This window comes from Bacteroides sp. BFG-637 (assembly GCF_024793605.1).
Classification (GTDB): Bacteria; Bacteroidota; Bacteroidia; order Bacteroidales; family Bacteroidaceae; genus Bacteroides; species Bacteroides vicugnae.
Genome location: NZ_JANUPD010000002.1, coordinates 3,586,119 through 3,601,156 on the forward strand (window position 1 = coordinate 3,586,119; position 15,038 = coordinate 3,601,156).

Here is a 15,038-nt window from a genome sequence, read left to right on the forward strand (position 1 = left end):
TCTTAAGAGTTGCAAAGGAATGAGTGAGAATTTTGAAATGACTCTTTTTTCTGCCGGATAAAAAAAAGTTCAGGCAATTTATGGAATCTGTGTGAAATGTGCATCTCTATAATAAAAGCGAACTAATAGTAACATTTTAAAATAAGAAGTTATGAAAACAAATCAATTCAGAGCGATGATGCTCGTGCTGCTAATGGCGGTTATTTCTTTAGGTAGGATGAATGCGCAAGTTATTACTGTGTCGGGTACGGTGACGGATGCAAAGGATGGAAATCCGCTTGTAGGTTGTTCGGTACAGATCAAGGGTACTTCGAAGGGGGCAATAACGAATATGAAGGGCCGGTATACAATTCAGGCCAAGAAGGGGGAGACGTTGTTGTTTCAGTATATCGGGTATAAGCAAGAGAGAAGGGTGGTGAAATCGGCTACGCTGGATGTGAAGATGAAAGCGGATGATGTGGTATTGGAAGAATGTGTAGTGGTAGGATACGGGCATGAGTTAAAGGCTACTAAATCGGTGTCTGCTGCTTATATGGCGGTATGTCCGACACCGGGAATCATGTATGATGCTGTAAATGCGGAAGAATACGGGCAGATTCAGGAGAATGGATTTAAGAGTGTGTCGGATGCTCCGCTTTCTACTTTCTCTATTGATGTAGATGCTGCTTCTTATAGTAATATGCGTCGTTTTATCAATAAAGGGGAATTGCCTCCTGTAGATGCTATCCGTACGGAAGAATTAGTGAACTACTTTTCCTATGATTATCCGAAACCGACAGGAAGTGATCCTGTGAAAATCACGATGGAAGCCGGAGCATGTCCCTGGAATGCGGATCACCGTCTTGTGCGTATCGGCTTGAAAGCTAAAGAAATTCCGACGGATAATTTGCCTGCATCTAATCTGGTGTTTCTGATTGACGTCTCCGGCTCTATGTGGGGAGCCAACCGGTTGGATTTGGTGAAATCATCTCTCAAATTGTTGGTAAACAACTTACGGGATAAAGATAAAGTAGCTATCGTGACTTATGCAGGCAGTGCCGGTGTGAAACTGGAGGCCACTCCGGGTAGTGACAAACAGAAGATTCGTGAAGCGATAGATGAATTGACGGCAGGTGGTTCTACGGCAGGTGGTGCGGGTATCCTGTTGGCGTATAAAATAGCCAAGAAGAATTTTATCTCTAATGGCAACAACCGTATCATACTTTGCTCTGACGGTGATTTTAATGTGGGTGTTTCTTCCGCCGAAGGATTGGAGCAATTGATTGAAAAAGAACGTAAGAGTGGAGTGTTCCTTACCGTATTAGGTTATGGCATGGGTAATTATAAAGATAAAAAGATTCAGGTGTTGGCAGAAAAGGGAAACGGTAATCATGCTTATATAGATAACTTGCAGGAAGCCAACCGTGTTTTAGTAGGCGAATTCGGTGCTACATTGCATACGGTGGCGAAAGACGTCAAACTGCAAGTGGAATTTAATCCTTCCCAAGTGCAGGCGTATCGTTTGATTGGTTACGAAAGCCGTCTGTTGAAAGACGAAGACTTTAATAATGATGCTAAAGATGCCGGAGATATGGGTGCGGGACATACGGTAACTGCTTTTTACGAAGTGATTCCTACAGGTGCAAAGAATGAATATGTGGGTAAAATAGATGATCTGAAATATCAGAAGAAAGAGAAAGTGGCAGTGAAACCGACAGGCTCTAATGATCTCCTGACTGTGAAACTGCGTTATAAAGCTCCGGATAAAGATGTCAGCAAGAAAATGGAACTTCCTTTCGTTGATAATAAAGGCAATAATGTTTCTTCCGATTTCCGCTTTGCTTCTGCAGTGGCTATGTTCGGACAGTTACTTCGGGACTCTGACTTCAAAGGAAATGCCAGTTACGATAAAGTGATTAATCTGGCCAAACAGGGACTGAATAATGATGATAAAGGATATAGAAGAGAATTCATCCGTTTGGTTGAGGCTGCCAAAGGATTGGAAAGAACGAATAAGAACTAGGAAATCGGGCGGGAGTCATTGTGAGTGTACGCTATATGACTATGCGTAAGATTCGCAGATATGAATGAACGTAGAATTCCAGATGGATAATCGTAGAAAATGATAGTGACGGTATATGTTCGGGATAGTGACGCTATCGCTGTTGTATACCGTCACTATCTTTGTCGGATAGCGTCACTATCATTTCTTTCGTCCGAATTTCGTCCGACCTGAAACGAAAAATAGCCGTAAACTTATTGTTTACAGCTATTTAACTCTGCACGGGAGGAGAGGCTCGAACTCCCGACACCCGGTTTTGGAGACCGGTGCTCTACCAACTGAGCTACTCCCGTGTTTGCGGCTGCAAAGGTAGTAGAAACTTCTGAATCTCCAAACATTCGGGTAAATAAGTTTTGAATTATTTTAATTTTTCCCACTCATCGGGCTTAAAACCGACCAGAACGAAGCTGTCTGTCACTACCAATGGGCGTTTCACCAATTTACCGTTGGTTGCCAATAGTGCTATCTGTTCTTCCTCACTCATTGCAGGTAGCTTCTCGCTTAGTTTCAGCTCTTTATATACTAATCCGCTAGTGTTGAAGAATTTCTTCACTGGCAGACCGCTGCGTGGAATCCATGCCTTTAATTCTTCCACCGTAGGATTTTCTTCTACGATTAAGCGGTTGGTAAACTCAATGTTATTTTCTGTTAACCATTTCTTGGCTTTTTGGCATGTGCTGCATGCCGGGTACTGCAAAAATAATGTTGCCATATTCATTTATAATTTAATACTTGATATTTTATACTTAATACTTGAACTTCACTTCAATATCTGTAAATCCTGAAACATAATCCGGTAAGCGGCTGCTTTCTTGTCCAATGCTAATGGATACGCCCTTGATGATGAGGGCATCCGGTAAAGCCGCATGGCACGTCCTTCGAAAACAAATTCGGAGTAATCACCTACTTTGGGCTCTTCTATGTCGAATTGCTGTCGGAGAGTGTCCGTTGCTTTTTGGCCCGTAGTGACGATTGCTTTGCATTCGGGAAGTTGCCGCAGTAATGCTGCAACATCGGTAGCTTCCACTACTTCAAGAAACTTGTCCGATGCATTATCCTGTAACCGGCGAATGGATGAAGCCGTATCGAATAGGGCAATCCCCTTTTTGTTCAAAAAGTCTATGATTTGCTCGCGACAGAACGATTTTAGTGTTGAATTTAGAAAGTGATTCTTATCATTAAAGAATAAAATTCCATATATACGCCACATGTCGTTGTTTAGGTTCGGGTAGTAAAACTCCATAGACCAACGTTTTTTCTGTGGCGGAAAACTTCCTAGCATCAGAAGCTTTGATTTCGCTGGGAGAAACGGTTCTAGCGGATGTGTTTCGATTTCCATAATTCCTTTCATTTTAATTTCGTACAAAAATAGTGATAATGTTTATTTCCCTCAAAATCAATGAGAAAAAATGCTAGATTTAAAATAATTAGTTATTTTTGCGGCGTGATGAACAAACAATATTTTATTATATCATTGAAAAAAGAAGTTTTTGTGAGTTGCTTCTTAATGGGCCTATTTTTCCTGGTGGGAGGAAATTGTTATGCTTCGGAGCAACAAGTGTTAAGAGGGACGATAGAAATACCTTCTGATAATAATACCGTGAGAGGGCGTGTTATTGATATCTATGGTGAACCACTGATCGGTGCTACAATACGCGAAAAGGGGGGAACCAATGGTACTGTGACCGATATTGATGGAAAATTCTTTTTGTCTGTGCCGGATAGTGCTGTCTTACAAGTTTCTTTTGTAGGTTACAAGACTGTAGAAGTCAATGTGACAGGTCGGAATGTGCTTGAAATACGTCTTCAGGAAGATGCGGTGATGCTTGAACATGTCATCGTAACAGCCTTGGGACTTGAAAAGGATGAAGCTTCATTAGCTTATTCTGTGCAGAAAATCAAGGGAGAGGAACTGAATCGGGTGAAAGAAATAAATATGATTACTGCCTTAGCGGGAAAAGCTGCCGGTGTACAAATCAATAAGAATTCTTCCGGTATGGGTGGTTCCGCAAAAGTCAGTCTCCGGGGAATCCGTTCGGTATCCGGTGATAATCAACCGCTTTATGTAATAGATGGAGTACCGATGTCGAACACCTCTTCCGAACAGGCTTATTCGGCTATTGGGGGGACGGCAAATGCAGGAAATCGTGATGGAGGAGACGGAATCTCTAACCTGAATCCGGAAGATGTGGAAAGTATCAGTATTCTGAAAGGTGCTCCTGCTGCGGCTTTATATGGTAGTATGGCTGCTAACGGAGTGATTCTTATTACGACTAAAAAAGGAAACTCTGTCGGACAAAGGAATATTAATTTCTCTACGGGACTCACTTTCGAGAAAGCATTCAGTATGCCTAAAATGCAGAATCGTTATGGTGTCAGTGATGTAGTAGACAGTTGGGGCGAGAAAGAGAATCTGATGGCTTATGATAATCTGAATGACTTTTTCCGTACCGGATTGACTTCGATGACTTCCGTATCTATCAGTTATGGAAATGAAAACCTGCAAACTTATTTCTCCTATGCCAATACTACCGGAAAGGGGATAATCGACAAGAATAAACTGAAAAAGCATAATATAAACTTGCGTGAGACGGCTACTATGTTCGACAAACGTCTGAAACTGGATGGTAGTGTAAATGTCATGAAACAGACCGTTGAGAATAAGCCGGTATCGGGAGGTTTCTATATGAATCCATTGGTAGGGCTCTATCGTTTCCCTCGTGGGGAGGATCTGTCTTATTATAAAGATCATTTTGAAACCTATGACGAAGAACGGAAACTGGGTGTGCAGAATTGGCATACGTTTACCGAAGACTTCGAACAGAATCCATACTGGATAACGAACCGCATACAAAGTAAAGAAACACGTACGCGCGTTATCCTTTCTCTTTCAGCAAACTTTAAAGTTAATGACTGGCTGACGATTCAAGCCCGTGGCAACATGGATTACTGGGCGGACAAGTTACGCCAAAAATTCTATGCGTCTACCGCCACCGCTCTGTGTGGAGCGAACGGACGATATGTTGAGATGGATTATCAGGAAACGCAGATGTATGGTGATGTCATGGCGATGGTGAAGAAAATCTGGGGGGGATTTTACACTGGATGCGGCGATTGGTGGTAGTATAAATGACCGAATCAGAAATTCTACCCGTTATGATTCGAAGAATGCTTCTTTGAAATTTGCTAATGTGTTTAATATTGCCAATATCGTTATGAACAGTTCTGCCAGTATTGACCAGAAAATAGATGAGCATCGTCAGTTGCAATCTATATTCGGTACGGCACAGATCGGTTATAAGGAGAAATTGTTCCTTGATTTGACGGCCCGTAATGACTGGGCGTCAACCTTGTCTTATACCAGCCATGAAAAAACCGGATTCGCTTATCCTTCTGTAGGGCTCTCCATATTACTTGATAAATGGGTGAAGTTACCCGAATGGGTTTCTTTCGCTAAATTGCGTGGCGCTTACAGTAAAGTAGGAAATGATATTCCTCCGCATATCACTAATCCCTCTTCGCAGATTAATGCCGGTGGCGAGATACAGGCGAATGATGCCGCACCTTTTAAGGAAATGGAGCCGGAAATGACTCATGCAATGGAATTTGGAACAGAATGGAGATTCTTCCAACACCGTTTGGGTATTAATCTGACTTATTATCGTACCAATACTTACAATCAGTTTTTCAAACTGCCTGCACTTGCAGGGGATAAGTATGCTTATCGATATGTAAATGCAGGAAATATTCAGAATCGGGGATGGGAAGTGACGTTGAATGGGACTCCCATATTAACTCCTAGTTTTACTTGGAAAACTTCCGTTAACTTCTCTACCAACAAGAATAAGATAGTGAAATTGCACGATGAGCTGAAAGAATTAGTCTACGGACCTACGAGCTTTTCTTCCAGTTATGCTATGAAACTTATTAAAGGCGGTTCTATCGGTGATATTTATGGTAAGGCCTTTGTGCGTGATGATGCAGGCAATATTGTCTACGAAACAGAGGGTGATAATAAAGGACTTCCATTAGTGGAGGGCGATGGGAATACGGTGAAAGTGGGAAATGCCAACCCTGTCTTTATGATGGGATGGGATCATACGTTCTCTTACAAAGGCTTCACCCTTTATTTTCTGCTTGATTGGCGTTATGGAGGCAAAGTCCTTTCGCAGACGCAGGCGGAAATGGATCTTTATGGAGTATCTGAAATAACGGCTGATGCGCGTGACAGGGGATATGTAATGCTCGACGGTCAGCGTATAAACGATGTGAAAGGATTCTATAAAATAGTAGGCGGGCGTGCCGGGGTGACGGAGTATTATATGTATGATGCTACCAACTTGCGGTTGCGTGAAGTATCTTTGAACTATAATTTCTCCAAGAAGTGGATACAGAAAACGAAGGTGCTGAAAGATGTTCAGCTTTCGTTTGTAGCCCGCAATCTATGTTTCTTGTATAAGAAAGCTCCTTTTGATCCGGATCTGGTACTTTCTACCGGAAATGATAATCAAGGAATTGAAGTGTTCGGAATGCCTACGACCCGTAGTCTGGGCTTTACTCTGAAATGTGAATTTTAAAGGTAAGAGAGAGAAATGAAGAGAAAATCTGTATATCTATATTTGTTGGGGTTATTGCTGTTTTCCGTAGCTTGTACCGGTAACTTCCGTGATTACAATACCGATTTGTCCGGTATCACGGATGATGACTTGATTATTGATGACAATGGCTATGGAATCCGTTTGGGAATTATTCAGCAAGGTATTTATTTTAATTACGATTACGGAAAAGGAAAGAACTGGCCTTTCCAGCTGATACAGAATCTGAACGCGGATATGTTCAGTGGGTATATGCATGACGGCAAACCGCTGAACGGGGGCTCGCATAACTCCGATTATAATATGCAGGACGGCTGGAATAGCGCCATGTGGACACACATGTATTCTTATATTTTCCCACAGATATATCAGTCGGAGAATGCTACCCGAAATACACATCCTGCTCTGTTCGGGATAACGAAAATATTAAAGGTGGAAGCGATGCACCGTGTGACGGATTATTATGGTCCTATCATTTATAAAAATTTTGCTAATGCCGAAAAACATTACCGTCCGGATAAACAAGAGGATGTCTATTATGAGTTTTTCAATGAACTCGATTCTGCTGTAGTTGCTCTCACCAACTATATAGATGAGAAACCGGAATCCAATGGATTTGCACGTTTTGATATTTTGTTGGACGGGAAATATCCTTCCTGGGTAAAGTTTGCCAATTCCCTGCGTCTGCGTCTGGCAATGCGCCTTGCTTCTGTTGCTCCAGATAAAGCGCATGCTGAAATACAGAAAATAAAGGAAAACGGTTACGGCTTCTTTGAAGCGGAAACAGGAGGAGTGTTTGTTTCTACCAAATCCGGGTATACCAATCCATTGGGAGAACTTAACCGTGTGTGGAATGAAACTTACATGAGTGCTAACATGGAATCAATTTTGACCGGATATAACGATCCCCGTTTGGAAATTTATTTTGAACCCTGTATGGATGAGGCCCTTAAAGGACAGTATCGTGGAATTCGCCAGGGAACCTGCTTTGCTCATAGTCATTATTCGGGATTGTCAAAGCTGTTTGTCAAGCAGGATACCGATACACCTCTGATGACTGCTTCGGAAGTCTGGTTTCTGCGTGCCGAAGCTGCTTTGCGCGGATGGACGGATGAAGATGAAGAAGCTTGTTACCGGAACGGTGTAACTACCTCTTTTCATCAATGGGGAATTTATGGGGTGGAGGATTACCTGAAAAGTGAGCTGACAGCTTCCGACTTTATAGACACTTATGATGAAGAAAATAATATAGAGGCCCGTTGTAAAGTCACTCCCAAATGGAATCCGCAGGATGATAAGGAGACCAAACTGGAGAAGATTATCACGCAGAAATGGATTGCCATGTTCCCGGAAGGTTGCGAAGCCTGGACCGAACAAAGACGGACGGGATATCCCCGTTTATTTCCCGTTCGATTCAATCATAGTAGGAGCGGATGCATCGACACGGAGATCATGGTGCGCCGTCTTAATTTCCCAGGTACATTGCAGACAGAAGACTCGGAGCAATATTCTGCTCTTGTCGAGGCTTTAGGCGGAGATGACCATGGAGGTACAAGACTCTGGTGGGATACGGGAAATAATAACCTGGAATAAAAAAAGACAGAAGTAATGTGTTTATATGTGTAGCTTTAACTATTTTTGCATCTTCATTTAAACACATTTACTTATGAAACAAATTATCTCTGCTCTTTTCCTCTGTATGTTGCTCTCTGCCGTACCGGGATTGCAGGCGCAAAACATTCAGCTACATTATGATTTCGGACGTTCTTTGTATGATAAAGATTTGCAAGGTCGCCCGCTGCTCACCTCCACAGTGGAGAAGTTTCAGCCTGATACTTGGGGAAGCACTTATTTCTTTGTCGATATGGATTACACTTCCGAAGGTGTCGCTTCCGCTTATTGGGAAATAGCGCGTGAACTGAAATTCTGGAAAGGTCCTTTTTCTGCACATCTTGAATATAACGGTGGATTATCAAAAGGCATGTCTTATAAAAATGCTTATCTGGCAGGAGCTACCTACACTTTTAATAATGCTTCCTTTTCCAAAGGCTTCACGCTGACTGCTATGTATAAGTATATTCAGAAACACCAATCGCCCAACAACTTCCAGCTGACAGGTACGTGGTACGTAAATTTCTGCCGCAATCTGCTCACTTTCTCCGGCTTTGCCGACTGGTGGCGTGAAGAAACCAACTACGGAAAGACTATCTTCCTCTCCGAACCACAATTCTGGGTGAACCTGAACAAAATCAAAGGAGTAAATAAAAAATTCAATCTTAGTGTTGGCTCCGAAGTCGAATTGAGTAATAACTTTGGCGGTCGTGATGGCTTTTATGTTATCCCGACACTCGCCCTCAAATGGACACTGAACTAAGAAAATCCAAATTCCGGAAGAATCTCTGTCTATCCCTCTGCGGAAGTTAAAAATATATAGAACACCTGTTAAATGAAAACTGATTTAATCTACGGCGTAGAAGACCGTCCCCCCTTTAAAGACGCCCTGTTTGCGGCTTTACAACATCTCTTGGCTATTTTCGTAGCAATTATTACACCTCCGCTAATCATCGCGAGTGCCTTGAAACTGGATGTGGAAAAGACAAGCTTTCTGGTTTCCATGTCTCTTTTTGCTTCGGGAGTATCTACTTTCATACAATGCCGTCGTTTGGGTGCGATAGGAGCAAAGTTACTCTGCATTCAGGGAACCAGTTTTTCTTTTATCGGCCCTATCATCGCCACCGGATTGGTGGGTGGTTTGCCCTTGATATTCGGTTCCTGTATGGCTGCCGCACCTATCGAGATGATTGTCAGCCGCACATTCAAGTATCTGCGCAATATCATTACTCCGTTGGTATCCGGTATTGTTGTACTATTGATCGGATTAAGCCTGATAAAGGTCGGTATTGTATCTTGCGGAGGCGGATATGCGGCTATGGATAACGGTACATTTGCTACTTGGGAAAATCTGTCCATTGCAGCACTGGTGCTGCTTAGCGTCTTGTTTTTTAACCGTTGCCGGAATAAATACCTGCGTATGAGTTCCATTGTGCTCGGACTTTGTCTTGGTTATGCCTTGGCATTTGTCTTAGGAAAAGTGGATATGAGTTCGTTAAATATGGAAATGCTGATGAGCTTTAATATTCCCCAACCTTTCAAATACGGTGTTGATTTCAATGTATCTTCTTTCATAGCCATTGGCTTGGTTTATCTAATCACAGCCATCGAAGCAACAGGTGATGTAACTGCCAACTCTATGATTTCCGGACTTCCCATTGAAGGAGATTCCTATTTGAAACGAGTTTCCGGTGGAGTAATGGCGGATGGATTCAACTCCTTTCTCGCCGGTGTATTCAACTCTTTTCCAAACTCCATCTTTGCACAAAACAACGGTATTATTCAACTGACCGGAGTAGCCAGCCGCTATGTCGGCTATTATATTGCAGCAATGCTCGTTCTTTTAGGTTTATTCCCCATCGTCGGTGCCGTATTTTCTTTAATGCCCGATCCTGTATTAGGCGGTGCCACTTTATTGATGTTCGGTACAGTAGCCGCTGCAGGAATCCGTATTGTCTCCTCACAAGAAATAGGACGTAAAGAGACTTTAGTATTAGCAGTCAGCCTTTCTTTAGGCTTGGGTGTAGAATTAATGCCGGATGTATTACAACAAGCTCCGGAAGCAATTCGAAGTATCTTCTCTTCAGGAATCACCACCGGAGGCTTAACTGCAATTATTGCAAATATAGTAATACGGGTAAAAGAATGAAAAATAAGTATTAAGTATTAGGTATTAAGTATTACCACCGAAGCAGCTGGTTTACGCTTGATATTTGTCGATTAATACTTAATACTTATTTCTTATTCCTTAATACTTAAATTACTCATTCTATCTGTTGTACGGAAAGGGAAATCAGGATACTCGTAAAGGCTGAAACGAGGTTCGGTTTCTCCTTTCGTATAATTCCAGATAGAAGCATAGTCTTCCGGATCTTCTCCCATCTTGGCTAACTGGCGCAGGTAAGCAGCTAGCGATTTATTCTCTACGATATAAATCTGCCCCATCTGATCGATAATCGGGCTATGATGACGAGTGCCGTCATGTTCGAAGCGTAGAATTCGTTTTCCTTCTTCTGTTAGTCCCACCAACTGGAAAGTCATGCTCTTACCGATAGCCGGTAAATTCAGTACACTGCGATCTGTAGCAAGGAAAGGCAAATGATGTTTTCTCATGAAGCGTCTTAATTGCTTGGCAACATCTTCTTTGGGCTCCTTTTCCGCTCCGACTTTCGTTTCTAATATCTTATATAATTCCTCTTCCTGTTCCTGTGTCATCCAGCCATAAATCTTTTCCTCCTGTTGTTCCTGCATCGAACGACTGTTGGGTGCAAATACCGCATAATTCTCATTGAATCCCTTTACCGAGAAAGTGTAATAACACACCACCCCCAATGAATTGAGCACCTGGCGAAGCCGGGTCGTATGCCCTCGACGTGAAGCAGCTACTGTATATACTAGTTGGTTTGTAATAATCCATCCTGCAGAAAGAATCTTCCGAATCGCTTCTTTAGCTTCAGGAGTAACCTCCAACGGTGTCTGGAAATGAGTCTGAATAATAAACTGTTTCACACCGATGGCCGATGCCTTCTCCTTGAATTCTCGCAGAATATCAATCAGTCCGTCGTTGATACGCATCGGCAAGTAAGCCAACAGGCGTGACCCCAACCGTACCCGTTGCAATTCCGCATATTTCTCTCCATCCTTACGTTCAAGATTCGCCCTTTGTTTGCGTGCCGCCATCCGGTACACCGCATCCAGAATGTTCTGAAGTGTTTTATTCTGACTCATCAGCGCATCGCCCCCTGTAATCAGAATATCCCGCAACTGCGTATCCTCTTCAAAATAAGTCATCAACCGGCGCAACTTACGATCCCATGACTCTTTCGGGCGTAAAGACTCAAACTCGAAATTCAACCGCTCGCTCTGGAAATCATACATACGTTGACAAGAAGCACAAAGTCCTCCGCAAGCCCGTCCCATAGTATCAGGAATGAGGATAGCTACCTCCGGATACCGACGATGAATATTATGTCCGTCCGGCAAAAGCCATCCCGCAGCATTAGGCTTCCCGGCCTCTACAATATCCTCCTTTTCCCACGCACGAATATTTCCATACGTCTCCACCAAACGTGGAGAATACAGAATATAACTCCGGATAGCCTCGTCATTATACCCATATCCCGTTACATTAAGTAATGATAAATAATAAGGAGTCGCAAAAAACGGCATTCCTTTCTTCCGGGCACGATAAAGCAAATACATAGTCTCTGAAGAAAGTGAATTTCCCAAGAACCGATTCAACTCACTCGGACTTTTCACAGCCATCGCCAAATGAAAGCGGAAATCATTCCACCACTCACTTACCAACCTGTACTTTTCTTCATAACTCATTCCCTCCTCAAAATGAAAACGCACCGAAGGCTTCGATTTCCTGTTCTCAATCTTCTGAATCAGCAAGTGCAACATCCTTTCCTTATTCTCATCACGCATCTCACATACCTCTTCATCCAATCCCGTTTCCCACCGGTCATTCCGACTTTTGATACGTTGCGGCGATGGCAAAGGCACAACCTCTCCCTTTAACCGTTTAAACATCTGGAAAATTTCAATAAACAAATCCGTCGGCATCTCCATATTTTCCAACGTCCCCGTCAGAAACTCATAAAGTAGCCTGATAGTCTGTACTGGCATATCCTGTCCTGTAGACAGTTCATGGACATTCTGCCCATCATAATGGAGTAAGAGTCGAATTTGCTCCCTCGCCTCCTCCGCAGCCTCATTTTCTATCCCGCAAGCTTCCAAAAACCGCAGTATCCCAGCCTTGAACTCTTCCACAGAAGAGCTCTTATCAGCCATCTCCACCACCTCCGGAATTTCTTGATTATAGATTTGTTTCAACTGTGAAAAAGTAAGTGTAAGCATTTTCTTTTGTTTCATAAGCAATCTCTCTATTTAAAAATTATTATCATACATTATTCACGCCGCACGGTCCCTTCGGCCTCGTCTGCATGGCATCAAGTAACCGGGCAGGCGCAGCCTTGATTTTTTTCTTTTTGGTACTTTTTCTTTTGTATCAAGACAAAAGAAAAAAGTACATAAAGATAACAAAAAAAGCGGAGGTATAAAACCCCCGCTTTTTCTATCCTATTAATCTTTACGCTTTTCTAACATTTAAAGCGACTTGTTATTTCGTTTCCGTGTCATCATTCTTCCTTTTTGGTTCCTTCTTGGCAAGGAGAACAATATTATACACATAATCCGTCATCCACTGTTCCGAATATCCCAAACGCTCTTTGTATTGGCGGACAGCCGCAGCTGTTTTGTGCACATCATCAGCTTTCCACACGGTCTTGGTACAAACATCATGTACCGTTTTCTGTGTCATACCATACAAAGCCTTCTTGAAGATCGACGGCATACGGAACTTCCACTGCATCAGATTTCCCATCAACATCATCAGATCATTGGAAAATCCCTGATACATGAACAAATAAGATTGAATATCATTTTGAGTGCGGCAGTTCCGTTTCACGGAAGAGTCGATTTCCTTAAAGAAGTTCTCGTTCAACCCATAATCCTGCATCAGCATTTTGCGTGCAGCAGACTTTTCGGCCAATCCCAGTTTACCGTTTTGAGTAGGAACTTTAAACAAACGTTTGAAGTTAGCTACGTCCGGCAAGAAGCGGATATTAGTGATACCGAGGTTTGTGGCGATAACTGACTGGAAATATACCCGGGTCAGTGATATGAAATCTTCTACATTGCCGACTTTCGTTTCATCGGATTTTTTCTTGAATAAACCAAATAAGCCCATTGTTATCTCTACAATTTTATTATTTACAATTTACTATTTGAGCGTGTGGGAGGTATATAACATAACTACCATTTGTCAATTTGCGTGCAAAGGTACAAAAACAGTTGGTTTTCACCAACATTCCAAGTCCTTTTCGATGTCCGGCATTGTCTCTTTCTTAAAAACAGGGCTTTGGATGCCAACTTTCTTTTGCGCCCGGTAATCATTTAACAGACGGATAGCATATTTTCCGAGGAAAAGGATAGCGATCAGATTGCAGATAGCCATTAACGCCATCGTGACATCTGCCAGGCTCCATACCATATCCAATGTGGCAAGTGAACCGAAGAGCACCATACCACCCACCAATATCCTGTAACCATGAAGTACCCACTTCCGGTGAGTGATAAAGCGGATATTAGCCTCACCGTAATAATAATTTCCCAGAATACTGCTGAAAGCAAAAAAGAAAAGAGCAATGGCAACGAAGATACTGCCGGAAGAACCGATTTCGTTTGTCAACGCCTGTTGAGTCAGCTGCACTCCATTAGCCGAACCATCCAAAGGAGCACCACTAAAGAGGATGATAAAAGCCGTACAAGTACATATCAATAATGTATCTGTAAATACCGCCAAAGTCTGTATCAACCCTTGTTTTATGGGATGGCTGACATGAGCCGTAGCAGCCGCATTCGGAGCCGAACCCATACCGGCCTCATTACTGAAAAGTCCTCTCTTGATACCTTGCATTAATGCCATACCAACTCCTCCTGCCAATGCCTGCTCCCAACCGAAAGCATGGCTGACAATCAGTGCGATAATACCCGGTAAATGAGTGATATTGAGTACGACAATAACCAGTGCCAGCCCTACATATCCCAATGCCATAACAGGCACGATAATACTACTGACGCGGGCAATGCGTTGAATACCTCCAAAGATGATAAGCAATGTCAGCAAAGTCAGCACACCTCCCAATATAATATGATTGAACCCAAAGGCATGCTCTGCGGCGGCACAGATCGTATTACTCTGTACAGAATTGAAAGCAAACCCGAAAGTAATGCTTATTAATATGGCAAAAAGCATTCCCATCCACGGTTGTTTCAACCCTTTTTTCATATAATAAGCAGGTCCTCCAATGAATGAATCCTTTCCGCGTATTTTGTATAATTGTCCCAAAGTAGACTCAATGAAAGCACTCGAAGCCCCTAACAGTGCGATGACCCACATCCAGAAAATAGCTCCGGGACCTCCGATGGCAATGGCAGTAGCCACTCCCGCAAGATTCCCCGTACCCACGCGACTGGCGATGGAAATAGCGAATGCCTGAAAAGAAGATACATGTTTCTCTCCCTGTTTTCCTTTGCCGGCGGATTCGCTTAACAGCACGATCATTTCCCGGATCATACGAAATTGCACAAAACGTGTCCGTATGCTGAACCAGACTGCACATCCTAATAACATGATAATTAGAATATACGTCCAAAGTATGTCGTTAATCTCGTTGATAAAAGTCATAGTTAAGTATTAAGTATAAAGTATTAAGTATTGGGGT

The 15,038-nt window shown here is 42.7% G+C and carries 9 protein-coding genes, 1 tRNA gene and 1 pseudogene; 5 read left to right on the plus strand and 6 right to left on the minus strand.

All coding sequences use genetic code 11. The features are described 5' to 3' along the window. Window positions 1-151: 151 nt before the first annotated feature. Window positions 152-2,002, plus strand: a complete 1,851-nt coding sequence (locus NXX38_RS13770; protein ID WP_258979800.1) for a von Willebrand factor type A domain-containing protein — start codon at window positions 152-154, stop codon at window positions 2,000-2,002. A gap of 259 nt (window positions 2,003-2,261) precedes the next feature. Here the strand turns inward: NXX38_RS13770 and NXX38_RS13775 are convergent. The 3 genes from NXX38_RS13775 to NXX38_RS13785 form a co-directional block, all read right to left on the minus strand. Further along, window positions 2,262-2,334: transfer RNA gene (locus tag NXX38_RS13775), tRNA-Trp, on the minus strand. 65 nt (window positions 2,335-2,399) lie between these two features. After that, window positions 2,400-2,753 (minus strand): arsenate reductase family protein, encoded by a 354-nt coding sequence (locus NXX38_RS13780; RefSeq protein WP_004308288.1) that lies wholly within the window; start codon window positions 2,751-2,753, stop codon window positions 2,400-2,402. A gap of 48 nt (window positions 2,754-2,801) precedes the next feature. Beyond that, window positions 2,802-3,380, minus strand: coding sequence for a uracil-DNA glycosylase family protein (locus NXX38_RS13785; RefSeq protein WP_258979801.1), 579 nt, complete (start codon window positions 3,378-3,380; stop codon window positions 2,802-2,804). A gap of 108 nt (window positions 3,381-3,488) precedes the next feature. Between NXX38_RS13785 and NXX38_RS13790 the strand changes: the two are divergent. The 4 genes and pseudogenes from NXX38_RS13790 (at window position 3,489) to NXX38_RS13805 (ending at window position 10,396) form a co-directional block, all read left to right on the plus strand. Beyond that, window positions 3,489-6,618, plus strand: a pseudogene (locus NXX38_RS13790) (SusC/RagA family TonB-linked outer membrane protein). Between the two features lie 15 nt (window positions 6,619-6,633). Further along, window positions 6,634-8,229, plus strand: a complete 1,596-nt coding sequence (locus NXX38_RS13795) for a SusD/RagB family nutrient-binding outer membrane lipoprotein (RefSeq protein WP_217723154.1) — start codon at window positions 6,634-6,636, stop codon at window positions 8,227-8,229. A gap of 73 nt (window positions 8,230-8,302) precedes the next feature. After that, on the plus strand, window positions 8,303-9,010 hold the full coding sequence (locus NXX38_RS13800) for a DUF5020 family protein (RefSeq protein ID WP_148364467.1): 708 nt from the start codon (window positions 8,303-8,305) through the stop codon (window positions 9,008-9,010). A 72-nt stretch (window positions 9,011-9,082) separates the two neighbouring features. Continuing rightward, the gene (locus NXX38_RS13805; protein ID WP_148364468.1) at window positions 9,083-10,396 is read left to right on the plus strand and encodes a nucleobase:cation symporter-2 family protein; all 1,314 of its coding nucleotides are present in this window, start codon (window positions 9,083-9,085) and stop codon (window positions 10,394-10,396) included. 92 nt (window positions 10,397-10,488) lie between these two features. Here the strand turns inward: NXX38_RS13805 and NXX38_RS13810 are convergent, their stop codons facing one another. The 3 genes from NXX38_RS13810 to NXX38_RS13820 form a co-directional block, all read right to left on the minus strand. After that, entirely contained in the window at window positions 10,489-12,624 is a 2,136-nt protein-coding gene (locus tag NXX38_RS13810) for a KamA family radical SAM protein (protein ID WP_258979802.1), read from the minus strand. A 247-nt stretch (window positions 12,625-12,871) separates the two neighbouring features. After that, window positions 12,872-13,501, minus strand: a complete 630-nt coding sequence (locus NXX38_RS13815; protein WP_148364470.1) for a hypothetical protein — start codon at window positions 13,499-13,501, stop codon at window positions 12,872-12,874. A gap of 111 nt (window positions 13,502-13,612) precedes the next feature. Further along, window positions 13,613-15,001 (minus strand): sodium:alanine symporter family protein, encoded by a 1,389-nt coding sequence (locus tag NXX38_RS13820; protein ID WP_258979804.1) that lies wholly within the window; start codon window positions 14,999-15,001, stop codon window positions 13,613-13,615. Between the last annotated feature and the right edge of the window lie 37 nt (window positions 15,002-15,038).

Bases quoted from the DNA above. Each gene is read 5' to 3' on its own strand.
- NXX38_RS13820 (WP_258979804.1), bottom strand. From the start codon at position 15,001: ATGACTTTTATCAACGAGATTAACGACATACTTTGGACGTATATTCTA.
- NXX38_RS13795 (WP_217723154.1), top strand. From the start codon at position 6,634: ATGAAGAGAAAATCTGTATATCTATATTTGTTGGGGTTATTGCTGTTT.
- NXX38_RS13785 (WP_258979801.1), bottom strand. From the start codon at position 3,380: ATGGAAATCGAAACACATCCGCTAGAACCGTTTCTCCCAGCGAAATCA.
- NXX38_RS13800 (WP_148364467.1), top strand. From the start codon at position 8,303: ATGAAACAAATTATCTCTGCTCTTTTCCTCTGTATGTTGCTCTCTGCC.
- NXX38_RS13805 (WP_148364468.1), top strand. From the start codon at position 9,083: ATGAAAACTGATTTAATCTACGGCGTAGAAGACCGTCCCCCCTTTAAA.
- NXX38_RS13815 (WP_148364470.1), bottom strand. From the start codon at position 13,501: ATGGGCTTATTTGGTTTATTCAAGAAAAAATCCGATGAAACGAAAGTC.
- NXX38_RS13810 (WP_258979802.1), bottom strand. From the start codon at position 12,624: ATGAAACAAAAGAAAATGCTTACACTTACTTTTTCACAGTTGAAACAA.
- NXX38_RS13780 (WP_004308288.1), bottom strand. From the start codon at position 2,753: ATGGCAACATTATTTTTGCAGTACCCGGCATGCAGCACATGCCAAAAA.
- NXX38_RS13770 (WP_258979800.1), top strand. From the start codon at position 152: ATGAAAACAAATCAATTCAGAGCGATGATGCTCGTGCTGCTAATGGCG.